General features: G+C 33.3%; 24 protein-coding genes and 1 tRNA gene. 18 read left to right on the top strand and 7 right to left on the bottom strand.

What is annotated here, in order from left to right:
• Positions 1–56 precede the first annotated feature (56 nt).
• The 9 genes from LV89_RS12110 (at position 57) to LV89_RS12070 (ending at position 9,712) form a co-directional block, all read left to right on the top strand.
• Positions 57–1,130, top strand: a complete 1,074-nt coding sequence (locus LV89_RS12110; protein ID WP_109743157.1) for a DegT/DnrJ/EryC1/StrS family aminotransferase — start codon at positions 57–59, stop codon at positions 1,128–1,130.
• Positions 1,131–1,178: 48 nt separating this feature from the next.
• On the top strand, positions 1,179–3,293 hold the full coding sequence (locus LV89_RS12105) for a glycosyltransferase family 39 protein (protein ID WP_109743156.1): 2,115 nt from the start codon (positions 1,179–1,181) through the stop codon (positions 3,291–3,293).
• A gap of 76 nt (positions 3,294–3,369) precedes the next feature.
• Entirely contained in the window at positions 3,370–4,068 is a 699-nt protein-coding gene (locus tag LV89_RS12100; protein ID WP_109743193.1) for a WbqC family protein, read from the top strand.
• A gap of 33 nt (positions 4,069–4,101) precedes the next feature.
• Entirely contained in the window at positions 4,102–4,761 is a 660-nt protein-coding gene (locus LV89_RS12095; protein WP_109743155.1) for an acetyltransferase, read from the top strand.
• 111 nt (positions 4,762–4,872) lie between these two features.
• Positions 4,873–5,742, top strand: coding sequence for a class I SAM-dependent methyltransferase (locus LV89_RS12090; protein WP_109743154.1), 870 nt, complete (start codon positions 4,873–4,875; stop codon positions 5,740–5,742).
• A gap of 93 nt (positions 5,743–5,835) precedes the next feature.
• Positions 5,836–6,768: a glycoside hydrolase family protein gene (locus LV89_RS12085; RefSeq protein WP_109743153.1), complete on the top strand. Its 933-nt coding sequence runs from the start codon at positions 5,836–5,838 to the stop codon at positions 6,766–6,768.
• 81 nt (positions 6,769–6,849) lie between these two features.
• Positions 6,850–7,665 (top strand): phytanoyl-CoA dioxygenase family protein, encoded by an 816-nt coding sequence (locus LV89_RS12080; protein WP_109743152.1) that lies wholly within the window; start codon positions 6,850–6,852, stop codon positions 7,663–7,665.
• 188 nt (positions 7,666–7,853) lie between these two features.
• A complete protein-coding gene (locus LV89_RS12075; protein WP_109743151.1) occupies positions 7,854–8,714 on the top strand; it encodes an alpha/beta hydrolase in 861 nt (286 codons plus the stop codon).
• 26 nt (positions 8,715–8,740) lie between these two features.
• Positions 8,741–9,712: a glycosyltransferase family 2 protein gene (locus LV89_RS12070; protein ID WP_109743150.1), complete on the top strand. Its 972-nt coding sequence runs from the start codon at positions 8,741–8,743 to the stop codon at positions 9,710–9,712.
• 40 nt (positions 9,713–9,752) lie between these two features.
• Here LV89_RS12070 and LV89_RS12065 read toward each other — a convergent pair whose 3' ends face one another.
• Positions 9,753–11,018, bottom strand: coding sequence for an asparagine synthetase B (locus LV89_RS12065; protein WP_109743192.1), 1,266 nt, complete (start codon positions 11,016–11,018; stop codon positions 9,753–9,755).
• Between the two features lie 202 nt (positions 11,019–11,220).
• Between LV89_RS12065 and LV89_RS12060 the strand changes: the two genes are divergently transcribed.
• The 3 genes from LV89_RS12060 to LV89_RS12050 all read left to right on the top strand — a co-directional run bounded on the left by LV89_RS12060 (position 11,221) and on the right by LV89_RS12050 (position 14,558).
• Positions 11,221–12,462 carry an ABC transporter permease gene (locus LV89_RS12060; protein ID WP_109743149.1) on the top strand — a complete coding sequence of 414 codons (1,242 nt, stop codon included), beginning with the start codon at positions 11,221–11,223 and terminating at the stop codon, positions 12,460–12,462.
• A 135-nt stretch (positions 12,463–12,597) separates the two neighbouring features.
• Positions 12,598–12,681: transfer RNA gene (locus LV89_RS12055), tRNA-Leu, on the top strand.
• Positions 12,682–12,746: 65 nt separating this feature from the next.
• Positions 12,747–14,558, top strand: coding sequence for a hypothetical protein (locus LV89_RS12050; protein WP_109743148.1), 1,812 nt, complete (start codon positions 12,747–12,749; stop codon positions 14,556–14,558).
• Between the two features lie 73 nt (positions 14,559–14,631).
• Here LV89_RS12050 and LV89_RS12045 read toward each other — a convergent pair whose 3' ends face one another.
• The 5 genes from LV89_RS12045 to LV89_RS12025 all read right to left on the bottom strand — a co-directional run bounded on the left by LV89_RS12045 (position 14,632) and on the right by LV89_RS12025 (position 18,518).
• Positions 14,632–14,835 (bottom strand): DUF3098 domain-containing protein, encoded by a 204-nt coding sequence (locus LV89_RS12045; RefSeq protein ID WP_109743147.1) that lies wholly within the window; start codon positions 14,833–14,835, stop codon positions 14,632–14,634.
• Between the two features lie 40 nt (positions 14,836–14,875).
• Positions 14,876–15,757 (bottom strand): cell division protein FtsX, encoded by an 882-nt coding sequence (locus LV89_RS12040; protein WP_109743146.1) that lies wholly within the window; start codon positions 15,755–15,757, stop codon positions 14,876–14,878.
• Between the two features lie 120 nt (positions 15,758–15,877).
• Positions 15,878–16,468: a bifunctional nuclease family protein gene (locus LV89_RS12035; protein ID WP_109743145.1), complete on the bottom strand. Its 591-nt coding sequence runs from the start codon at positions 16,466–16,468 to the stop codon at positions 15,878–15,880.
• 266 nt (positions 16,469–16,734) lie between these two features.
• Complete coding sequence (locus LV89_RS12030; RefSeq protein ID WP_109743144.1) at positions 16,735–17,697, bottom strand: electron transfer flavoprotein subunit alpha/FixB family protein; 963 nt, start codon at positions 17,695–17,697, stop codon at positions 16,735–16,737.
• 86 nt (positions 17,698–17,783) lie between these two features.
• A complete protein-coding gene (locus LV89_RS12025; RefSeq protein ID WP_109743143.1) occupies positions 17,784–18,518 on the bottom strand; it encodes an electron transfer flavoprotein subunit beta/FixA family protein in 735 nt (244 codons plus the stop codon).
• A 171-nt stretch (positions 18,519–18,689) separates the two neighbouring features.
• Between LV89_RS12025 and LV89_RS12020 the strand changes: the two genes are divergently transcribed.
• The 3 genes from LV89_RS12020 (at position 18,690) to LV89_RS12010 (ending at position 20,453) form a co-directional block, all read left to right on the top strand.
• A complete protein-coding gene (locus tag LV89_RS12020; RefSeq protein WP_229201507.1) occupies positions 18,690–19,013 on the top strand; it encodes a tetratricopeptide repeat protein in 324 nt (107 codons plus the stop codon).
• Between the two features lie 61 nt (positions 19,014–19,074).
• The gene (locus tag LV89_RS12015; protein ID WP_109743142.1) at positions 19,075–19,923 is read left to right on the top strand and encodes a PD-(D/E)XK nuclease family transposase; all 849 of its coding nucleotides are present in this window, start codon (positions 19,075–19,077) and stop codon (positions 19,921–19,923) included.
• A 17-nt stretch (positions 19,924–19,940) separates the two neighbouring features.
• Entirely contained in the window at positions 19,941–20,453 is a 513-nt protein-coding gene (locus tag LV89_RS12010) for a hypothetical protein (RefSeq protein ID WP_109743141.1), read from the top strand.
• Positions 20,454–20,571: 118 nt separating this feature from the next.
• Here the strand turns inward: LV89_RS12010 and LV89_RS12005 are convergent, their stop codons facing one another.
• Positions 20,572–21,792 carry a BaiN/RdsA family NAD(P)/FAD-dependent oxidoreductase gene (locus LV89_RS12005; RefSeq protein ID WP_109743140.1) on the bottom strand — a complete coding sequence of 407 codons (1,221 nt, stop codon included), beginning with the start codon at positions 21,790–21,792 and terminating at the stop codon, positions 20,572–20,574.
• Between the two features lie 273 nt (positions 21,793–22,065).
• Between LV89_RS12005 and LV89_RS12000 the strand changes: the two genes are divergently transcribed.
• From LV89_RS12000 to LV89_RS11990, 3 genes are all read left to right on the top strand, one after another.
• Positions 22,066–23,070: a DNA/RNA non-specific endonuclease gene (locus LV89_RS12000; protein WP_109743139.1), complete on the top strand. Its 1,005-nt coding sequence runs from the start codon at positions 22,066–22,068 to the stop codon at positions 23,068–23,070.
• Positions 23,071–23,160: 90 nt separating this feature from the next.
• A complete protein-coding gene (locus LV89_RS11995) occupies positions 23,161–23,841 on the top strand; it encodes a 3-keto-disaccharide hydrolase (protein ID WP_109743138.1) in 681 nt (226 codons plus the stop codon).
• A 13-nt stretch (positions 23,842–23,854) separates the two neighbouring features.
• Positions 23,855–24,508: an ABC transporter ATP-binding protein gene (locus tag LV89_RS11990; protein WP_109743137.1), complete on the top strand. Its 654-nt coding sequence runs from the start codon at positions 23,855–23,857 to the stop codon at positions 24,506–24,508.

The raw sequence follows: 24,508 nt of genomic DNA, 5'->3' as shown, positions 1-24,508 counted from the left end.
TTTTGCTGTAAATTCATCAAAAGCCACATAATCTTCACAATCTGACTAAATATCAAATGATAAACGTTACCAAAACATATTTACCTCCCTTAGAAGAATACCAACAATACGTTGAAAAAATCTTTAAAAGCAACCAACTGACCAATAACGGCCCGATGGTGAAAGAATTAGAACAAAAACTTAAAGACTTTTTGGGAGTTAAACATTGTTTATTTGTTAGCAACGGTACAATTGCCATTCAAATAGCATTGAAGGTTTTAGGCATAACAAAAGAAGTTATCACAACGCCTTTCTCCTATTGTGCTACTACTCATTCTTTAATTTGGGAGAACTGCAAACCTGTTTTTGCAGATATTTTAACAACCGATTTTTGTATCGACCCAGAAAAGGTAAAAGAACAGATAACAGAAAATACCGAAGCAATTTTAGCAACTCACGTTTATGGCAACCCATGCGATGTTGATAAATTAGCCCAAATTGCTGCTGATAATAATTTAAAACTTATCTATGACGCAGCTCATTGTTTTGGGGTAAATGTTAATGGAACTTCGATTTTTAATTACGGAGATATAAGTACGTGTAGCTTCCATTCAACCAAAGTTTTTCATAGTACCGAAGGTGGAGCAATTTTTACGGATAATGATGATTACGCCTATCTAATTGACCGTTACAGAAGTTTTGGACACATCGGTGATAATTATTTGACAATTGGCATTAACGGTAAAAATTCAGAATTTCATGCAGCAATGGGATTGTGTGTTCTACCGAGAGTGGGAGAAATAATTGAGGCTCGTCGTCAAATATTTGCTTTATACGATTCTCTTTTAAATTGGTCGAAATTAGTAAAACCTGTTGTTTCTCTACCAACTGAAACAAATTATGCCTACTATCCGATATTCTTTGATTCAGAAACTACGCTACTAAAAGTAAAATCAAATTTAGAAGCTAAAGGAATCTTCCCAAGGAGATATTTTTATCCGTCATTAAGCAGTCTAAAATTTGTAATTGAAGAAAGTAACTGCCCAATTTCCGACGATTATGCTAAAAGAGCCTTAGCTCTGCCTTTATATTATGATTTGAGTCACGAAGATGTTAGAGTTATTGCCAATATTGTCAATGATTGTCTATAATTTTCTTCTCAAATTAGCTAACTCATAAATATCAGCATACTACAATAAATGGTATTTTTCTATCCAATAATTTTTCTAATATTTATCGGTTTTGTTATCCGTGTTGCGGCTCGGGTATGCAAAAAATCATTAATTGACATTATCATCACTGCGTATGTAGTATTTTGTGGTAGTGTAATTTTTACTGGTTTTGTACTTTCAGAAGTCGATAAAATTAATGATAGACGCTTTTGGGCATGGGGTGTTTTCATCCCGACCTTTATCTTCTATATTCTTTTTGCCAAGTTTTTTGCAAGAGATAGACGAGAAAACTTCACATTCTTTGAAATCATTGGAAGTAGAATTCAATTAGTTTGGAATTGGTTTGGGGGACTTTCGCTATTTTTAAAATTTGTATTTGGGGGTTTATTTTTAACCTTTGGAATAGTTGAAATTACCAATCTATTATTGATATTCTATACGCCACCTAACGAATGGGATAGTATGACAGGGCATTTGAATCGCCTTTTATATTATTTAGACCACGGTACAATGGCTCATTTTGGAGGAACAAACTGGAATATTGACACCTATCCAAAAAGTATTTGTACCATTCAGATATACAATTATTTGATGTCTGGTAAAATTGAAAACTGGTTCAAAGCCATTCACCATTCTGCTTATTTAATAGTTGGTTTCGGAGCATTCGGGATAGCACGTAGTTTAAGCAATAATTTCTCAGCAGGTGTATTTTGTGCCTTAGCAATTTGGTTACTTCCCAATGTTTTAATGCAGTCGGTAACTACCGAAACTGACATCGTATTAGCATCATATTTAACTTGTTTAGTATATTTCTTATTTACCTATCGTGAGAAACTTTGGCGTAGATACCTGTATTTGGCAGGCATGACTTTCGGAATTGCCTTAGGACATAAAATCACATTTGCCTTTTCATTTCCTCCACTATTTTTCATTATACTTTACACTGTTTTTTATGAAGAAAAATGGAGCAGAGTCATTGACATAAAAAAGCCAAGTTTCAATCCACAAAAACAATATGAAAAAATCACAGATAATACTTCTGTGTTTTGGCTAATTTTTGCCCGCTTCAAACACCTTTTTGTAGGTTTACTTATTGGTATTTGCTTGTTTACATTACCAACAGGATATTTGAAAAACATCCAAGTTTATAAACATCCAATTGGACCTCCAACAGCTTTAAAACATCAATCTGTTGAACGAGCAGGAACAACAAAAAACTTAATCATTCAAGGTTCACGAAATGTGATTCGTTATACCATCGACATGGTGAATTTAGACGGTTTAAGAAACTGGGATAAAGGTGAAAACATCAATGATTTGATGAAAAAACCACTCATCAAATTAGAAAAGAAAACGCCTTTAAGATTAGAAGAAACAACTGATTTTACGATTATTCCTTTTACTTATCACAAAAGATTTGAATTTTTCAATGCCAATCCATCTTGGGGTATTTTTGGTTTTGCATTTATTCTACCTTTGATATTTTTAGTTTTAACAGGTTTTATCCGTAAAGGAATCGGGTATTATATATTAGGAATAGCGTTTTTACTACACTTCCTTGCACTTTCATTTACGGCAGCTTATGACCCATGGAAAGGTCGATACATGATAAGTACCGCAGTTTATGCCGTTCCATTTTTATCCCTTTTATTTACAAATTGGAAACTTGAAAGTTTTAAATTTAGTGTACAAAAAATTTATGTAGGTTTAGTCGTATTTGTCGGAGCATTATCCGCAATATTGGCAGTTTATCTCAATGAACGTTGTTTGCCATTTGCAGCAATGGGTAGAAAATCAGCATTTGATACAGAAAGAGTAGCTTTTCAGACATGGGCAAGACCAGACATTACGCCTGCTTATCAGAAATTCAACCAAATAGTTCCTCAAAATGCCACAGTTGCCGTTGCAACTATTAACGATGACTACGAATATCCACTTTGGGGAAATAAGTTAACTCGGAAACTAATTGTTGTAAACCCATTTGAAAAAGGTGTTCAGCCAATGCCTAAAAATGCAGAATATCTATTTTTTGCAAAAAGTGTAATCAAACCCATTAAAGGTGATATTAGGTTAGGGACAGATACAACCTTGACAAATTTGATTGTAAAAGGTGAAGATTATTATTTAAGAAAATTAAACTAATAAGTAACACAGACTTTAGTCTGTAATCCAAAAGTTTGTAACAGACTAAGGTTTGCGTTACAAAATGAATAATCCTATGAAACTTGCCATTATGCAACCCTATATATTTCCTTATATCGGGTATTTTCAATTAATCAATGCAGTTGATAAATTTGTAATTTACGACGATGTCAATTTCATTAACAGAGGTTGGATAAACAGAAATAGGATTTTAGTAAATGGAAAAGATAGTTTATTTACCATTCCGTTGAAAGATGCAAGTCAGAATAAATTGATAGATGAAATTGATGTTAATTGGGATGCGGCTTGGAAAAATAAATTTCTAAAAACGATTGAACAAAGCTATAAAAAAGCCCCATTTTACAAAGAAGGACTTGAAATTATCGAAAAAACGTTCAATGTGGAAGAACTTAATACTTCAAATGTAATTTTCAATAACCTAAAAGTAATTTGTGAGTATTTAGATATTAAAACTGAACTTGTACCTTCTTCAACGATTTACCAAAATACTGATTTAAAGGCTCAAGAAAGAATTTTAGATATTTGCTTACAAGAGAAAGCCAATCATTATATTAATCCAATTGGCGGCTTAGAATTATACGATAAAGCATATTTTGAATCGAAAAACTTAAAACTCAATTTTATCAAAGCAAAGCCAGTTGTTTATTCACAGTTCAAAAATGAATTTGTGCCTTGGCTTTCGATGATTGATGTTTTGATGTTCAATTCAAAAGAAAAAATACAAGAGTTTTTAAAAGAGTACGAACTTGTTTAATCAATAGCGTTCTAAAGCTAAAATTTCTATAAAATGGCAAAAGTAGTAGTATTCGGAACCGAATTAGTTGCTGAATTAGCACATTATTATCTGACCAATGATTCAGAACATGAAATCGTTGCTTTTACAGTCAATCAAGAATATATAAAAGAACCTACTTTTTGTGGGATTCAAGTTGTTCCTTTTGAGGAAGTTACAACGCTCTTCCCTCCTACTGAATATAAATTTTTCGCTCCACTTTCTGAACGAAAAATGAATCAGGTAAGAGCCAAAGTTTACCAAGAAGCAAAAGATAAAGGCTACGAATTCATTTCTTATATCAGTTCAAAAGCAACAGTTTTGACAGATAAAATTGGTGAGAATTGCTTTATTTTAGAAGATAATACTATCCAACCCTTCGTGACGATTGGTAATGATGTGGTACTTTGGTCGGGTAATCATATCGGGCATCACAGTACCATCAAAGACCACGTTTATTTTACTTCTCACATCGTACTTTCGGGACGTTGCGTGGTTGAACCTTATTGTTTTATAGGGGTAAATGCTACTATCAGAGACGGAGTTCATTTGGCAGAAGGTACGTTAATTGCGATGGGAACGAACTTCACAGGTAAAAAAACCGACGAATGGAGTATCTATAAAGGTAACCCTGCTGAAAAAGCCAAAATTTCGAGTAAAGATATTAATTTGTAAAATGTACCATAGATTCAATTCTATGTTTACCAAAAGAATTTAGGTTTGCAAAAAAGATAATTCAACTAAATATCCACTTTTCGCAAATCACTTTTCGCTTACTATAATAAGATGAATAATTACGAACAAAATTTTATTTGCCCTAAAACAAAAACGAAACTTGTTTTATCTGAAGATGGCAAAACATTACACAACACTTCTGAAGCTGAACCACTTAGCTATGAAATTGACGAAATCGTTGATTTGACTTTTCCGAAAGAGCTTTTTGAACAAGATAGAAAAGAACGTGTTGCTTACGATGATGCCTTCCAAAGATATGACCGTGGTGTAACTTGGGTTTTTGAATCATTAAATGCTGACGAACAAGAAAATCGTGAGAAAATGTGTTCGCTTTTAAATCTTAAACCTGGAATGAAGGTTTTGGAAGTTGGAGCAGGTACAGGTAAAGATTCGGAATTAATTATCAAAGGAATTGCTCCAAATGGAGAAGCTTTTCTTTCAGATTTATCGCCAAAAATGTTACAATTAGCCAAGCAACGTCTTCAACCAGACGGAGTTACGGTTAATTATTTCATTGCCAACGGTACCTATTTACCATTTGAAGATAATACTTTTGATGCTGTTTTTCACTTCGGGGGAATCAACACTTTTGCAGAACGTAAAGAAGCTTTTGAAGAATTTAATCGTGTAGCAAAAGTCGGTGCAAGAATTGTAGTTGGTGACGAAAGTGTTCCTGCATGGTTGAGAGAAGAACCAACTTACAAAACTTTGATGAAAGCCAACCCCATGTTTGCTGACGAAGTGCCTTTGCAAGATTTACCTAAAAATATTGGAAATTTTGAATTACACTGGATTTTTGGTTTTGGATATTACGTAATGGCGTACAATAAAACCGCAGTAAAACCAGAAGTTGATGTTAACTTACAAATTCCGGGAAAAGATTTTGAAGATAACTGGCGTTTAAGAGCAGAGAAAAAATAAAATAGTTATGAGTTATGAGTTATGAATTATGAATTAAAGTACACAAGTTTATTCATAATCATAACTCATTATTCATAATTCACAACTAAGATTATGTGGATTAAAAAAGGAGTAGTTTATAAACCAAACGGTTCGTTGGCACATAGTATGTCGCACGCACAAGTACCATTTGCGTACAAACACGATGATTTTTTAAGAGTATATTTTTCGTCGAGAGACGCACAAGGACAATCACGCCCAACATTTATTGATGTTGATTATGAAGACCCTACCAAGATTTTGTATATTCATAACAAACCTGTTTTAGAATTGGGTGGACCGGGTGAATATGACGAAACAGGTGCTATGCCAGCGTGGTTTGTGGATATGCCAAATGGAGATATTTGGTTGTATTATACAGGTTGGAATAGGTCGCATAATTCATACAGACTTTCGATGGGACTTTCTGTAAGTACCGATGGCGGTTTGACCTTCAAAAAAATGTTCAGAGGTCCAATTATGGACAGGTCTATTTACAATCCAATTTGGGCAGCTCAACCTTCAGTAATGTACGATAATGGCGTTTGGAGAATGTGGCACATTTCTGGACAAAAATGCGAATATATCAACGGCATTCCAGAACCATTCTACGACTGCCGTTATGCAGAGTCAAAAGATGGGATTCATTGGGTTTCAAGCGAAAAACCAGTATTACCTTTTGATGATTTCCTTCATGCAGTTGGTCGCCCAAGTGTGTATAAAGAAGACGGTATTTATAAAATGTATTATTCTTATCGCCACACAGTAGATTATCGTACAGACCGTAATCAAAGTTATCGTTTAGGTTATGCAGAATCAAAAGATGGTCTTGATTGGGAACGTAAAGATGACTTAGTCGGTATTGCAAAATCTGAAAATCCTGCCGATTTTGACTACCAAATGATTAATTATGCTCATAACTATGAACATAATGGTAATAAATATTTGTTGTATAACGGAAATGGGTTTGGAACATCAGGCTTCGCTTATGCAAAGTGGGAAAAATAAGAAACTGAACTGATTATTATCATTCAGCAACTTTTTAGAGTTACCTACCTTTAACGATTATAAACGTTAATAAATTTATTTATGGCATACTCAAAAGAACAATTCAATAAAGATGGATTTCTGATATTGAAAAACTTCTTTAACCAAGAAGAACTACAAAAAATATATACAGATGCTCGCCAATTATTTGCCATTCAAATCAAGCAAATTTTAGGGAAAGACGTTGATATTAATAATAAAGACGAATTTGAACAAGCTATGTTTGAATTCTTTGAAAAAGATTTTACGGCTTTTGTAAACACAGGAAAACAAACGCAACATCTTATTTCAATGCACCGTTTGGGTACTGACGAACGTATCATTGCTTTATTGCAAGACCTTGGTTATGAATTTCCAACCATTGCGGTTCGTCCTGCAATGCAATTCAACAGCCGTTATCTTTCAAAAGGTGGAAGCCATTGGAAATTGGGAGCTCACCAAGACTGGAGAACAGGACAAGGTTCATTAGATAGCGTTGTACTGTGGTTTCCTTTGGTAGATTGTAATGCAGATTTAGGTTCATTACAAATTATTCCTGCAAGTCATACAGACGGTTTAATGAAAGCTGATACTTCTGGCTATACGGGAAGCATTCAAGAAGAAATTGAAGAAGCAAAATATGTGCAAACAGAATTTGAAATTGGTGATTTATTGATTTTTTCTGCATTCTTAATTCACAGGTCAGGAGAAAACATTACCAAGAATATTCGCTGGTCAATTCAATTAAGATATAATAACATTGCTGAACCTACTTTTAGAGAAAGAGGTTTTCCGATGCCATATATTTATAAACCAGAAGAAAATTTGGTTACTCCTAACTTCCCGCAAAAAGAACAGTTAGAACAAGTTTTTGCATAAACAATACAATATTCAGTATCTTTACAGACCTACAAGCTTTCTTGTAGGTCTTTTTTATTCCAATTTCACCCAAAACTTCTCAATATTCTTTTAAATCTACCGTTTATACATTCATGAAAACCTTGGCATAGTTTTCTACGTAGTTATAGTAAAAATTTGACCATTAAATAGACCCTAAAAATCTTCAAATGAAATATTTATCCTTGCTAATTTTTTGCTTTGTTTTTATATCATGTACAACTGAGATTGAGCTTCTTGTTCCCGAAACACCATCAGGTATAGTCAATAATGTCCCCTTAGTTTATGAAGAAAAACTTGATATTGCCTACGGAAAAAGTCTCGCTCAAACCTATGATTTATATCTCCCAAATACACGTAATGAACGAAATCCTGTAATAATACTTTTGCATCCAGGTGCATGGAGAATTGGTGATAAAATGTTCGTTAGTTCAATTGTAAAATCATTAATGAACAAACGGGTAAATTGTGCTATTGTTAATATGAATTATCGCTTAACTTCTACAACAGGCATAACCTATATTCAACAATTGGAAGACATCAACAACTTACTTCTAAAAATAAAAGGAGAATCAAAAACACTTAAAATTTCAACTAACTTTTTTGTAGTTGGCTTGAGTGCTGGAGGACATTTAGCGATGCTTTATGCCAATAGCCCCATAGGAAATAAATTAGCAAAAGGAGTTGCAGGTATTGTTCCACCGATAAATTTAACTTCCAAAACCCTAAGAGAGGGTAATATTGGTACAGATATTACAAAATTGATTGGTAAAACTTATACCGAATCTCCAAGCGAATATATTAAAGCAAGTCCAATCTTTCAGTATAACCTTGCAAGTCCGCCGACCATCGTGTTTTTTGGAGGCAAAGATGAAACCGTTCCCGTAGAGCAAGCAAATTTATGTAAACAGGTTCTTTTATCGAGCAGAGCAAAAAGCGAATTCAACTTTTATGCTGAACAACCACATGAATGGAATAATTGGGATGAACCAATAGATAAAATCATTAAATTTGCCGAAAAATATTTATAGTCTTTAACAGACCTAAAAAACCAACAATGATTAAAGTTAGCGTAATTGTACACACATATAACCATGAAAATTATATTCGTCAGACACTTGATAGCATTCTAAATCAACAAGTTAATTTTGAATATGAAGTGATAGTAGGCGATGATGCTTCTCCCGATTCGACACCACAAATAATTAAAGAGTATCAGCAAAAATTTCCGCAAATTATTAAACCAATGCTTCATCCTAAAAATTTAGGAGGCTTTGGAAAAAATAATACTTTAGCAACACTTTCTGTTTGTAAGGGACAATACATTGCCGCAATGGATGGTGACGATTATTGGACAAACCCTCTTAAACTACAAAAACAGGTGGATTTTTTGGATAATAATGCAGATTTCGTTGCGTGTTTCCATAATGCACTTATCCATTTTGAAGATGGCTCACATCCAGATTCTTATGTAAATGATAAAACTCAACGAGTTGTCACAAGCATTGAAGATTTGGTTGGCGAAGATGAAATCTGGTACATGGCAACGTCCGCAGTGATGTTCCGAAATGGTATCATGACGCATTATCCAAAATGGTTTCATGAATCAAAAAGTGGAGATATTCCAAGATACATCCTACTGGGTAAACATGGAAAATTCTATTATATTGATGAAGTCATGTCGGTTTATCGTAAAAATGGAGGTGGAATGAGCTTTACCGACGGAAAACAAGATGCAGATTTTCTTTTTAATAGAATCGGAATGTATAAAGGTATCGACGGCGAATTAAATTATAAATTTCATAAAACTGTAAATAAGAATATTGCTCGCTATTATTTAATGCTTGCCAATTCTATTCAATATGGAGATAATTTCTTTTTAAGCCGTTTTTACGCTTTAAAATCTTTATATCTTTCAAGACCAAATGCCAATAATCATCTGAAAGAAGTATTACAGGATTACATAATTCCTAAAATTTTTATGAAAATTTATGCCAACGTAAAATGGCAAATTAAAAAATTATTCTAACAAAAAAGGACTCTCAAATCATTTTGAGAGTCCTTTTTGTTTAGGTTTTTTGCTTCTTCTTTTTCGCTGCTGGAAAAAGTACATTATTAAGAATTAAACGATAACCGGGTGAATTAGGATGAAGGTTTAAATCAGTCGGTTCTTCATTCACAAAATGTCGATAATCTTCTGGGTCGTGACCTGCATAAAAACTAAAAAAACCTTTCAAAAATGTACCATGAATATACCTTGCCTCATTCAAAGAGCGATTTTCTCCCAACACTGTTACCTCTGGTTTCAAAACTTGCTTTTTAAATGAAGTAGTTTGTCCCATAAACCCATGAATGGTAGTCTCATGGTTCTGAGTAAGCATTGTCGGAATTGGGTCCCATTTTGCCGAGAATTGAAACAAATTAAAAAAGTCATTTTCCTCTTGCACAGGTCTGGACTCATTTGGATAAGCCTCAATATTAGAAAACTCAATTACTTGTGGATGATAAATTAAATTAAAATTCTGAAAGGCAAAAGTATTTGAAAAATCTAATTTAGAATCCGCCGCATTATCATAGCCATCTCCATCATAATAAGCATCAACAATATCAAGTCCATCTGCCGCTAAAGCAATATCATACGTATCTGTGGCGGTACACATCGCAAACATATATCCACCACCTGCAACAAATTCTTTAATTTTTTTAGCAACATTTAATTTTAATTTTGACACTTTATCAAAACCAAATTTAGCTGCATTTTTCTTGTCTTCTCGCAATTGTGCCTGATACCAAGGCTGTGAACTCTGATTCCAGAATTTCCCCATTTGTCCTGTAAAATCTTCATGATGCAGGTGTAACCAGTCATACTCAGGTAATTTACCATTCATAACTTCCTCATCAAATACTAAATCATAAGGGATTTCGGCATAAGTCATGGCTAAAGTCACGGCATCATCCCAAGGTTGTACTGTTTTGGGAGAATAAACAGCAATTCTCGGTGGTTTCTGCAATTTCACAACATCCATATTAACATCTGGGCTACTTACTTCAGCTCTAATTTGTGCAGCATCTCCTTCAGAAATTACCTGATAACTAACTCCTCTAATAACTAATTCATTTTCAAATTTCTGAGTTTGCGGAAACATAAATGCCCCGCCTCTATAATTTAATAGCCATTCAACTTCAGTATCATTATTTTTCAAAATCCAGTAGGCAATTCCATAAGACTTCAAATGGTTTTTTTGGGATTCATCCATAGGAATAAGTATTTGTGAAGCCCACAAACGCCCAGCCATGAGGAAAAATATGATAAACGGAAAGATTAACCTTTTCATTGGAGTAGTAATTTTTAAGAACTCAATTAAATTTGTTAACGAAAAATAGGCAAAATATAAAGCCCTTAACAATATTAAAAACATTAACGAATGTAAAACAAAAATAGTGCAAAACTTCATTGAAGACACTGAAGTAATGGATTATCTTAAAAATGTTCGTTGAATATAAGTTTCAAGACCAAGCATTTCAAATCACAAAGCAATGAATATATTAGAAAATACAAGAGAAGCTCTGCGTTCAATTAAAGGTAATTTATTAAGAACAATCCTTACGGCTCTCATTATTGCGATAGGTGTAACAGCTTTGGTTGGTTGTTTAACGGTAATTGATGGGATTCAGAGTTCGGTCAATAATAGTTTTGCTGGACTTGGAGCGAATGCCTTTGACGTAAGAAATAGAGATATTTATAAAATTAGAAAGCAGGGAGAAAAAGAAAAACGATACCCTAATATCGATTACAGAGAAGCAAAACTCTACAAAGAAAAATACGGAAAAGCAGCGATTGTTGGTCTTAAAATTAATGTTACTTTCAATGCAGAGGTAAAGTATGAGTCGAAACAAACAAATCCTAACACACGGATTATGGGTACAGACGAAAACTTTTTTGATATAAAAGGATTTAAAATTAACTCAGGAAGGATTTTCTCAAGCAACGACCTTGAAAAAGGAACAAACGTCTGTATCATTGGCGTGGATGTGATAAGTCAACTATTTGATAAAAACATCAATCCACTTGATAAGGAAATTACCGTTTTAGGTCAAAAAATGAAAGTTATTGGACTTTTAGAGAAAAAAGGAAGCATGATGGGTGGAGGAGATGACCGTGTTATTTTTGTTCCCTTAGAAGCTGGCAGAAAAATGGCAGTTGGCAGAAATCTTACTTATGATATTGTAACATCAGTACCTAATATTAAAGATATTGAAAATGTTATTGAAGAAGCAAGAGGAGTAATGAGAACCATCAGACAAGATGAACTTGGTTTTCCTGATTCATTTTCTATCGAGCGTTCAGATTCATTAGCTAAACAATCAGAAAGCATTACAGATATACTTAGAATGGCAGGTTTTGGAATTGGATTCATTACGCTTTTAGGTGCAGCAATTGCTTTAATGAATATTATGCTTGTATCAGTGACAGAAAGAACTCAAGAAATAGGCATTCGGAAATCATTAGGAGCAACACCATTTTTAATCAGATTGCAATTTCTAATGGAAGCTATCGTAATTTGTTTATTAGGTGGCTTTGGAGGAATTATTTTGGCAATAGTAATCGGTAATTTATTTTCTAAAATAATCATGGGAGATTCTGCCAGTTTTATAATTCCATGGGTTTGGATGACCTTAGGCATTACTGTTTGTGTAGCAGTAGGACTTTTCTCAGGAATTTACCCTGCTTACAAAGCATCAAAGCTCGACCCAATAGAATCTTTACGTTATGAATAATTTATTTTTCTTAGAACTCCTTAGTTATCAGAAGATTAGGAAATTTGTTAAATAAAAGTTACTTTTTTTACCATTTTGAGGTTGTGTAGTCCAAATCTATCCTCTATATTTGCATCAAGTTTGAGAAAAACAAATGCCCGGATGGCGGAATTGGTAGACGCGCTGGTCTCAAACACCAGTGTCTTCACTGGCATGCCGGTTCGACTCCGGCTCCGGGTACTTCAAAACCCTACAATTAGTAATTTAATTGTAGGGTTTTTTGCATTAAAACCCTACAATAACTTATGAAAACACATCAACCAGTAATCTATGCGGAAATTATTATTTTATTAAGCATTATTTTATTGATTTTAAAAAACAATAAAATAATAATTGGGAAACAAATCACCTCTTATTTAATCATCGGGTTACCAATAATATTTTTCTTCACAGTAATCCATCTACATACCGACAATATTCCTTTTCAAGACGATTGGGTTTTGTTAGATTCTTTGTATCAAATGAAAACTGCGACTAATATCTTAGATTTTAGTAAAGCCTTTTTTCAGCAAGTAAATCAACATCGCTTTGGCTTTGAGAGAATCGTATTTGTGATAATTGATGAAGTTTTTGGAAGTGAAAATATAAAAGCACAAATCATTATAGGCGATTGCTTCTTACTTGGAATAGTCTATCTATTCTTTCATTTTTTTAAGAAGTTAAATTTATCCATCTCATATTTCACCCCTATTCCTCTCCTATTATTTAATTTAACTTTCTTTGAGAATGCTAATTGGGGTATTGCTGCTATCCAAAATACACCTATAATATTTTTTGCATTCCTTACAGTATATTTTTTAAGTAAATCTTCTACTATTTCCTTTTATGTAGCCCTTATTACGGCAACCATAACCATGTTTACTTCAGGGAATGGTTTATCCATTTGGCCAATAGGTTTTGCTATTTTACTTCTACAAAATCGTAAAAAAGAGCTACTTGTTTGGTCAATATTTGCTACACTTCTTTTATTATTCTATTTCAATTTTGATTACACTTTTATTCAGAGTGATAGGTCTTTTCTATTCCAGCACCCTTTATTGAATATTATTTTCGTATTAACATTTTTCGGAAATGTATTCTTTCAAAATATTCCACATCCATACGTAATTCCCATTTATGGAGATATAGTTGCTTGTATTATTCTTGGATGCTTTCTTTTCTCCATAATTATTGGTGTTTTATGGAAAGTATTTCAAGAAAAGAAAGGAAAAATATCTCCCCAAACATTACAATTATTCGGTTGGTTGGGCTTTTTAGCCATTACAGGGTTAATGCTCATACTGAGCCGTCCAGTAGAGATAAAAACTTATCATGGAGGCGAATTTCTCTCTCGTAGATACATGATATTTGGAGCAACCTTTGCTTGTGTGGGATATTTAGCTTATTTATTTCTTATTGAACAAAAAAAACAAAAGCTCAATTGGGGGTTTTATGCTTTCTTTTTGATGGGAATTTTCATCAATCTAAATAGTTATTATACCTCAATTCCAAGTATTTATCGCCAACAACAAGAACTTAGATTAGATGGGCATTTTTGGAAAAAAGATACAATGTTGCTTAGTTTTGGAGAAAAATACAAAGAAAAACTTGGCTATAATCATCCAACATACCAGATAAATCTCATAAAAAAAGTGGACTCGTTAGGGATATACACACTTTCTGACAATGAGATTAAGCCAATATTTGAGATTTTGAAAAAGGCTACAATTCAAAAATCGGGGCTTTTTGAAGGAAAAATAGATACAGTTATGTCAATTGGCACTACAATTTCATTAGAGAAACGACCAAAAGTTTCATTTGTTGGAATAAACTCACAAAATAAGGGAATTGTAAAATATATTGGTCTCAAAACAGAAAATAATGCGTTTATCTTTCCAGCAATTTTTATTCAAAATAATATTCAAGATTGCTTTAAAAATCAAACGTATTATAGTTCTAAATTTCATTATGATATTTGGCAGGCTAAAATACCTTCTGGTAAGTACGAAATTTGGTTAATCAGTGAAGAAAATAATAACTATAAAGCTAAATTCAGCAATAAAATAGTTCAACTTTAAAAGACATAAAAAAGGCTTCTCAGAAACTTGAGAAGCCTTTTTTATGACCTAATGAATGATGGCTAATATCTACTTATGATTTCTTCAAAATGGCAAAGAACTCTAAGCCAAAGCCTGCCAAAACGATAATTGGTCCGAGTGTTAAACCTAAAAATCCAAAGCCAAATTCTTCTTTATCAAGACTCATTACGAAAAAGCCAATTAAAATAATGGCAATTCCCGCTAACATCAATGAATAGTTTGTTTTTCCGAATGGAAATTTTTCTTTATTTGTCATAATTTTATTTTTATTTCTGCTAATTCAGAATTGTTTAAAATCAATATAATTCATCAAGAGATAATTTCAAATATCGTTCCACCGACTGAAATGTACTCAATATACCTATTAAAGTTCCTATAATTAATATTCCTAACGTTAGGATTATCAATTTTGAAGTTTCTTGTAAAACACCTAAACCTTCTATTTTTTGGACTGCTAACTGTTGTAAAATAATTAAAAGGGTACACGCAACTAAACCGCTTATTAATCCTTGCAATGCTCCTTTTACTACAAATGGCTTACGAATAAACTGGTTAGTTGCTCCAACCAATTGCATACTTCTGATTAAAAATCGCTGAGAATAAAGGGATAATTTTATGGTATTATTTACCAAAATCACAATAATGACCAATAATAATACTACGAAAACGGAAAGAATTAAATAGATTTTAGAAATATTTTTATTTACTTCATCTACAAAATTTTCTACATAAGCCACCTCATGAACACCTGATAGCTTTTCTAAATCTGCTTTTATTTCCTTTAATTTCACTTCATTAAAGAATTCCTCTTTAATTTTTACAGAATATAAATTAAATAATGGATTATTGTTGCCTAAAAGTTTACGATAATCTTCTCCAGATTCTTCAATAAATTGTTTAGCCGCAACTTCTTTTGAGATAAAATTAATTTGTGGAGAATTGTCTTTTTTTAAGACAAAATCTTTTTTGGCAATAAGTTTAAAAATAGAGTCTAACTTACTCGTTGTCAAATCATTATCGAGATAAACTTGTACTTCCACGTTTTGTTTAACTAATTCAGCCAACTTTCTGGCATTGAGTGTCAACAATCCACAAAGACCAATTAAAAACAAAGCTATCGTCAAACTAATGATGACCATTGCATTTGGAGTATTGCCTAATTTTTTAATTTTGGACATAGTTCAATAAGTAAGGCTTTGATAAATAATATTAATAACAAAATTACATTTTTTTAGCTCTTTTGTATCATTCTTAACGCTTTTTAACAAAAAAGCCAACCGCTAAAGTTGGCTTTTTTGTTAGTTTCTTCTATCTATTTCATCTCGAATTTTGGCAGCTTTTTCGTACTCCTCATTTTCGAGAGCTTCTTTAAGCATATTATTTAAAACTTCAACAGGATTTTCTTTTAAAAGTTCTGCAAAAGTTTTTTGCGGTTTTACTTCTTCTTCTAATTCCTCTAACAAATCATCTTTTCCAGTTTCATTAATTGAGATTCCTGCCTCTGATAAAACGTTTTCGTAAGTATAAATGGGTACATTAAAACGTAAACCAATGGCGATTGCATCAGAAGGACGAGCATCAACAAAGGTATCTTTTATACCGTCTGAACAGTGTATTTTAGCAAAGAAAACACCTTCTTTTATATCAGTAATTGTTATTTCACTTACAGAGTAATGAAAAGTTCTGGCGAAAGACTTGAATAAATCGTGCGTCATCGGGCGATTTGGCTCAATCTTTTCAATTTCAATAGCAATTGCTTGTGCTTCAAACATTCCAATAATGATTGGTAGCCTTCTTGGTCCATATTCTTCTCCAAGAACTAATGCAAATGAACCTGTCTGCGACGAACTCGGTGATAACCCTAATATTTCTAATTTTATTTTCTCCACTTGATATATATTCTAAAATAATTGAATGTTGGTAACAAAGATATAAACCTTAAATTTTTTAAAAAAGTTTTCATACAATAGATTCAAAAGAAAAGACCTACGAAATAAATTATCGTAGGTCTTTCTTAATTATTTTGATGAAGTATTTTCAAATAAGTAGGGGTGTTGGGCATTAGCGTTAGAACTTCCTATTAATCAGGATATTGCAACATAGCCAAACATCATAGCAGCGGCAAACCGCCTAATTCTTAACGAATACTTATGGATTACAAAGCTTTTACTGCTTTGGTCAATCTTGGTAAAATATCAAAAACATCTCCTACAATACCATAATCAGCTGCTTTGAAGAAAGGTGCTTCTGGGTCTTTATTGATAACAACAATTACTTTTGATGAATTGACACCTGCCAAATGTTGAATTGCTCCCGAAATACCTGCAGCAATATATAAGTTTGGAGAAACTTTGATACCAGTTTGCCCAACGTGTTCGTGGTGAGGTCTCCAATCAAGGTCAGAAACAGGCTTAGAACAAGCCGTAGCTGCACCTAAAGCATTGGCAAGGTCTTCCACGATTCCCCAATTTTCAGGCCCTTTCAAACCACGTCCTGCTGAAACCACTAAATCAGCCTCTGGCAATGAAATCGAACTCGATGCTTTATGCGTTCCTGTCACTTTAACCGCAAAATCGGAATCCTTTAAAGCTGGTGAAAATGATTCAACACTTGCAGATGCTCCAGATTCTACAACTGAAACTGCATTTTTCTTGATAGCGATAATTTTTTTATCACTTTTCATTTCAACAGTAGCAAAGGCTTTTCCTGTGTAAATGCTTCGAGTAACTTTAAATCCGCCTGATAAATCTGGTAGTTCAGTCACGTTTGAAACAATTGACGCTTTCAATTTACCTGCAAGTCGTGCTGCAACGGCATCACCTAAAGATGATTTTGCTAAAATGACAACTTCTGAGCCTTCTTGAGCAACTGCTGAAGCCAATACATCTGAATATGCTTGGATATTACCTGTTGCAAGGCGAGCGTCATTGGCATGAAGCACTTTTGTAGCTCCAAAACTACCTGCTTTGGCTAATTCTGCTTCTGATGCTTCGCCAATAGCTAAAACTGTTGCAGTTGAACCTTTCATTTTGGCAACTTCTACACCATAATAAACGGCTTCGAGCGATGATTTTTTCAAGGCTCCATTATCTATTTCTGTGAATATGATTACTGACATTTTGATTTTAGTTATCAGTTATTGGTTATTAGTTATTAGTAAAAATTACAATAACACCATTTCCAAAAACATTAATGTTGTAAATGTTATAAAACTTTTGCCTCGGTTCTTAGTAAAGCGATTAATTCTTCTGCATTTTCCGCAGCAATCATTTTACAAGCACCTTTTGGAGCTGGTAATGTAAACTTCTCTGTAACAGTCAAATCTTCTCCAACTGGCTCAACTACTTTTAATGGCTTTGTACGTGCCGTCATAATTCCACGCATATTAGGAATTTTCCATTCTGCAATGGGTTCTTGACAACCTAAAACTAATGGTAATGAGGCTTCAATATCTTCTTTGCCGCCTTCAATTTCACGAGTCATTTTAGCAGTTGTACCGTCAATTTCTAATTTCATCACTGGCGATAATGAAGGAATTCCTAACATCTCTCCTACCAAACCATGAACCACGCCACTGTTAAAATCAATTGATTCACGACCCATTAAAATTAAATCATAATTTTCTTGAGCAGCAATTGTGGCAATTTGAGTCGCCGTAAAATAAGAATCTTTCGGCTCACAATTTACACGAATAGCATCATCTGCACCAATTGCCAAACATTTACGAATAACTTGCTCAGAATCAGCTTCTCCAACGTTTAAAACGGTAACTGTTCCGCCTAATTTTTCTTTTAATTCTACCGCACGTGAAAGTGCATAATCATCGTAAGGACCTGTGATGTAGGTTACGCCTGCTTTATTAAATTTGGTATCTCCGTCCGTAAACGATATTTTCGCTGTGGTATCGGGTACACTCGTTACGCAAACTAAAATTTTCATGGTATTTTATTTTAGGCACAAAGGCACGATGGCACTCAGGCACAAAGATTTTAATTGTAAAGAATTGAATTTAGCATTTTAAATACCAATTTTTCAATTTATAATGCAATATTAATAAAAAGTTTTAAAAATAGTATGCAAGCATACCATTTTTTCTAAAATAATTTTAAAATGATAAATAGATTAGAAATTTTGAGAGAATTTGTAAAAGAAGAACCACAAGACCCTTTCAATCATTATGCTTTAGCGACGGAATTATTAAAAACGGATAAACAAGAAGCTAAAACAATTTTTGAATATTTGGTAAAAAATCACGCTGATTATTTAGCTACTTATTACCATTTGGGAGCTTTGTATGTGGAATTGGGGGAAAATGATTTGGCATTAGCAACTTATCAGGAAGGAATTACTTTGGCACAAAAGGTTGGGAATGAGAAAGCGTTAAAAGAATTAAAGGGAGCCTATCAAATGTTTTTGGATGAGTTGGAGGATTGAGAGCTTTCTCTGATTATAAAAATACACCCTGTTTTCGTTATATTTACAAAAAAATAAAACAATGAGTATTGCCAGATTAGATAACGAAGTATTTTTCAAAAAAGCCTTTACCGACGAAATCGTTTTTAAGGCTTTTGTTAAGGATATTGTTGGAATTGACGTTCAACCTGATAAGATTGAAACAGAAAAAGCCTTTCAACCGAAATTAGGAAACATAAACTTTAAGTATGACATTTTTGCAGAAGACAGTAAAAAAAGAGTAGTTATTGAAATTCAAAAAGTAGAGTACGACCATAATTTTGACCGATTCTTACATTACCATTTACAAGCAATATCTGAACAACAACGAAGTAGCGAAGATTATTCGGTAGATAAAACCGTTTATACGATTGTTGTTATGACAGCACCATATAAAATCAACGAAAAAACACGAGAATTTTATAGAGACGAAGTATTGATTTCAACTTTAAATCCTAAAAATTTAAAAGGGGTAGAACGAAGAATTTTTAATCATGAATTGATTTATCTAAACCCAAACTATAAAGATGAAGATACACCACAAAACTATCGTGATTGGTTAGATTTAATTTATGAAAGTATTCATAACCCAGAAAACCCTAAGATAAATACTCAAAATGAAGGTGTAAAAAGAGCAGTTGAAATTGTTAGTTATGAAAATATAAATCCTTACGAATGGGAAGAATCGAAACAAGAAGCAGGCAGACGAAAAGTAATAAAACTTGAACGAGAAGAAGGACGAGATGAAGCCAAAGTTGAAATTGCCCAAAACGCTATTCTTCAAGGGTTGGATGATAATTTTATAGCTTTGATTACTGGACTTTCGTTGGAGGTGATTCGAGAAATACGAGTTGAGACGGATAATGAAAGTAGGAATGTGAAAACTATTTAAATTTATAACAATCAAACATGGACACTTACAAAATCTACGCTCTTCATTTTGAACCTCAAAAAAAAATATTGTTGAATCGATTCATTGATTCAGAAGGCAACTTACTGATTAAACCTGATTATGAAATTGAAATTGATAAAAAGCATTATGAATTTATTACAAACATCGTGAGCGAATTCCCAAAAAAGTTAGATTTTGGCTGGATGTGTCTTCCATTTTACAGAGATGTATTTGTATGGAAAAACTTGGATGGAAAAGTGTTTCGTACATTTGAGATGTGCTTCAGTTGCGACCATTATGCTTTATCCGATGGTCAAATTGACAATTTGATTATCGAGTTCTCGGAAGAAAATATATTTGAAGAATCTGTAGAAAGACTTAAATCCTATTTTAGATATTTTGATAAAGTTGTTGATTACCAAAGAATTGGGGATGAGATAACTTTTTTTAGTGGTGAAAATAATCAGTCCGAAAAGCCTAAAAAAGAGAAGATTATTTTGCCAATTAAACGCCCTTGGGCTAAATCGTAACAATTAAAGATTTATACATTTTTGATGTATAAAATGCTTTTGGAGGATTTGTAACCCGATGCTTCTGCATCGGCTAATTATAATCCGATGCAGAAGCGGAATGCCGCCCAGCATCGGGTTACAAATTTTTCCCCGCTACAAAACCAGTCGTCCAAGCAGCTTGAAAGTTAAATCCACCCGTAACGGCATCAATATCAAGCACTTCTCCTGCAAAGAATAACCCTTTTACAATTTTACTTTCCATTGTATTTGGATTTATTTCTGCTAAATCTACGCCTCCGCAGGTGACAAATTCTTCTTTGAAAGTGGTTTTCCCTTGAACTTTATGTGAAGAATTAATGAGATTTTCTATCAATTTATTGATATGCTTTGAAGTAATGTCTATCCAACGGAGGTTTTCATCAATCTCAGAAAGCTCACAAAATCGCTTCCAAAGTCGAGAAGGTAAATCAAATTGCTGATTAGATTGGATTAATTTCTTTGGATTTGACTTTTTAATTTGGGCAAAAGTTTCACGTATTACATTTTCTGAAATCGTTGGAATCCAATTGATTACAATTGAAAAATCATACGCTAAATCAGCTAATTCTCTTGCTCCCCAAGCTGATAATTTTAAAACGGCAGGAGCAGAAAAGCCCCAATGAGTAACTAATAAAGCTCCGTCTTGCAATAGTTTTTTACCTGCTACTTTTACCGTTGCGTGAGGAACACTCACTCCTGCTAAATCTAAAAACTGCGACGTTGGAACATTGAAAGTAAAAAGTGATGGAACAGGCGACAAAATATGATGACCAACCTCTACAAGCCACTGATAACCAGCTACATTAGGGTTACCGCCTGTTGTGACTAAAACAGCGTCAGCATTCATTATTTCGCCTGTCTGCAATTCAACACCCGTAATTTGTTTATCATTTATTTGCAATGAACTCACTCCAAAAGACGTTCTTACATCAACACCTAATTTGCGAGCTTTTTGTTCCAGACATAAGGCAATCGTTTCTGAATTATCAGTCGTTGGAAACATTCTTCCATCGGGTTCATTTTTCAAGGCAACACCCTGTTTTTCAAACCAATTAACGGTACTTTGAGCATTAAATTGATTGAATAATGGTCGTAAAAAACTCCCTCCTCTCGGATAAAATTTTGCTAATTGTTTATTGTCGAAACAAGCGTGTGTTACATTACAACGACCGCCACCCGAAATACGAACTTTATTTAAAACTGTCCGATTCTTTTCCAGAAGTATTACTTTTGCATCGGGATTATTCTCAGCGGCAGAAATTGCTCCGAAAAATCCTGCGGCACCACCACCAACGACAATTATTTGTTTTTTGCTCATGTTTTTTGTTTATTATCACAAAAGTATTTTATTATTAGCCACTAAGTCACAAAGACACAATTATTTTTATTAGTAGTCTCTAAATTTAATCGTTCATTTTAGTATTTATTAGCCACTAATTCACAAAGACTCAATTTTTTTATTATGGTCTCTAAATTTAATCGTTCATTTTAGTATTTATTAGTCACAATGACACAATTATTTTTTATTAGTAGTCTCTAAATTTAATCGTTCATTTTAGTATTTATTCACGCAATTATTCATTGACACTCCATGAGTAAAATCAAATTTTTAGTTTTCCTTTTTTTATTAGGCATAGTTTTATATTATTTTGGTAAACCAGAACCAATGCAGTCATTGAAAAATGATTTTAACAAGGTTTTTGGCAATACTTCAAAAAATGACCCAGAACCTTGGACTCGGGCAGGACGTGGCGACACCATTGCAAGCGACGACGGCTCTTCTATTGCAGAAGATATTGGCAATAAAGTAAAAGAGAAAATCAAGGAAAAAGTAGATGAGCAAATTGAGGAAAAAGAAACATCGCTTTTCGATATCTTCAAAAGTAAAAAGGGAGATGATGATGATTCAGAAGAGAATTCAGATTTAGCCAAATACATCCCTTACTCAAAAAAGAATACAGATATTGTTCATCATAAAGCCTTCATTCTGAGTTATCAAGAAGAATATGAACTTGCTTCATGGGTTTTACATCGTTTAGTAAAAGATGCCGTTTATGGACATGAGAGTCGTTCTAATGAATTTATCCCAGACCCTTTGGTAGAAACAGGCTCGGCAGTTACGCAAGACTATTCACGGTCGGGTTATGACAGAGGTCATTTATGTCCCGCAGGCGATTTTAGGCATGATAAAGAATTGCAAGATGAAACTTTTTATATGTCAAATATGGCTCCTCAAGTAGCAGATTTTAACCGAGGAATTTGGAATGATTTAGAAAATAAAGTACGCTCATGGGTTAAAAAACGTGGTGAACTGATTATAGTGACAGGACCAATTTTGAAAAAAGGTTTACCAACTATTGGTAGAATGAATCAAATTGCTGTTCCTGAAAAATTTTATAAAATTATCTATGACCCTGCCACTGAGGAAGCCATTGCTTTTTTATTCCCCAATGAAGGTTCAGTAGATTTGGTAAAATCCTTTACTATCAGCATTGATGAATTGGAAGTTATGACTGGCATTGATTTTTTCGCCAAATTACCTGACAGTTTGGAACAGAAAATCGAGCGTGAGAATAATGTGGATGATTGGTATTGAGTATAATGGATTAGGATTTAGGTTTTAAAGATTAGTAAAATATACATTAAAAATAAAATCTTTCTCTGTTGAGAAACAGAACTTAAAACAATGATAAAAAAATCAAATTATCAACTGTGTATCCTCCTATTTGTAATTACTTCATTTGCGACAAAAACGTATGCACAAGCTAAAATAAAGCTATTTAATGAGAAAAATTTAAAGGGTTGGTACGCTTATGAACCTGTATCTGGCAAGCAAAAAGATGCCTCAAAAGTTTTTCATGCAGAACAAAAAATGATTCGTTTGTATGGTGAAAAAGTTGGGTATTTAATGTCTGAAAAATCATTTAAGAATTTTCAGTTAAGTATTGAATACAAATGGAATACGGATTCGTCAGTAGTTAGAAAAAGCAATAAGAAAAACAGTGGTATTATGTATCTCGTACCCACTTCAACGCCTGATACTTTATGGCCAAAAGGCATACAATTTCAAGTAAAAGAAGGTGCTACGGGTGATTTTGTGTTTCTTCAAAACGTGGTTTTAGAAGTAAAAGGAAAGAAAACCGAAGCAGGGAAAAGCGTTGTTTCAGCACGTTTTGAAGATGCAGAAAAACCTTTTGGTGAATGGAATAAAGTTATTATTACTTCTAAAGATGGAATTGTAAAACAAGAATTAAACGGAAAATTAGTCAATGAAGGGAAACAAATTGAGGTTTCAGAGGGACGAATTTTATTACAATATGAGGGGTATCCGATTGATTTTCGGAAGATTTTGATAAAAGAGTTATAACTTGTAATTAATCATGCTACAAATAAAAAATATACAAAAAACATACGGGAGTCTAACTGTTTTGAAAGGAATCGATTTAACGATTAATCAAGGCGAAATTGTATCTATCGTAGGAGCTTCGGGTGCCGGGAAAAGTACGCTTTTACACATTGCAGGCACATTAGACAAACCAGATATTGGACAAGTTTTTATTGATAACCAAGAAGTTACGAGTTTAAAAAATAATGATTTAGCAAAATTTAGAAATGAGAAATTAGGCTTCATTTTTCAATTCCATAACCTTTTAGGAGAATTTACGGCTTTAGAAAACGTGTGTATGCCTGCCTATATCGGAGGTAAAGAAAAGGGTGTAAAGGAAAAGGCTGAAGAGTTATTAGTTTTGCTTGGCTTACAGGATAGAATACATAATTTACCTTCTCAAATGTCGGGAGGTGAACAGCAACGTACTGCCGTTGCCCGTGCTTTGATAAATTCGCCAACAATCGTTTTTGCCGATGAGCCTTCTGGTAATTTAGATTCTAAAAATGCCCAAGAATTGCATCAGCTTTTCTTTGATTTAAGAGATAAATTCAATCAAACTTTTGTAATTGTAACGCATAATGAGGAATTAGCCAATATGGCAGATAGGAAATTGGTAATGCAAGATGGGTTAATAGTTGATAATTAA

This window comes from Arcicella aurantiaca, from assembly GCF_003148625.1.
Classification (GTDB): Bacteria; Bacteroidota; Bacteroidia; order Cytophagales; family Spirosomataceae; genus Arcicella; species Arcicella aurantiaca.
This window is presented reverse-complemented; position numbering and strand designations above follow the sequence as displayed.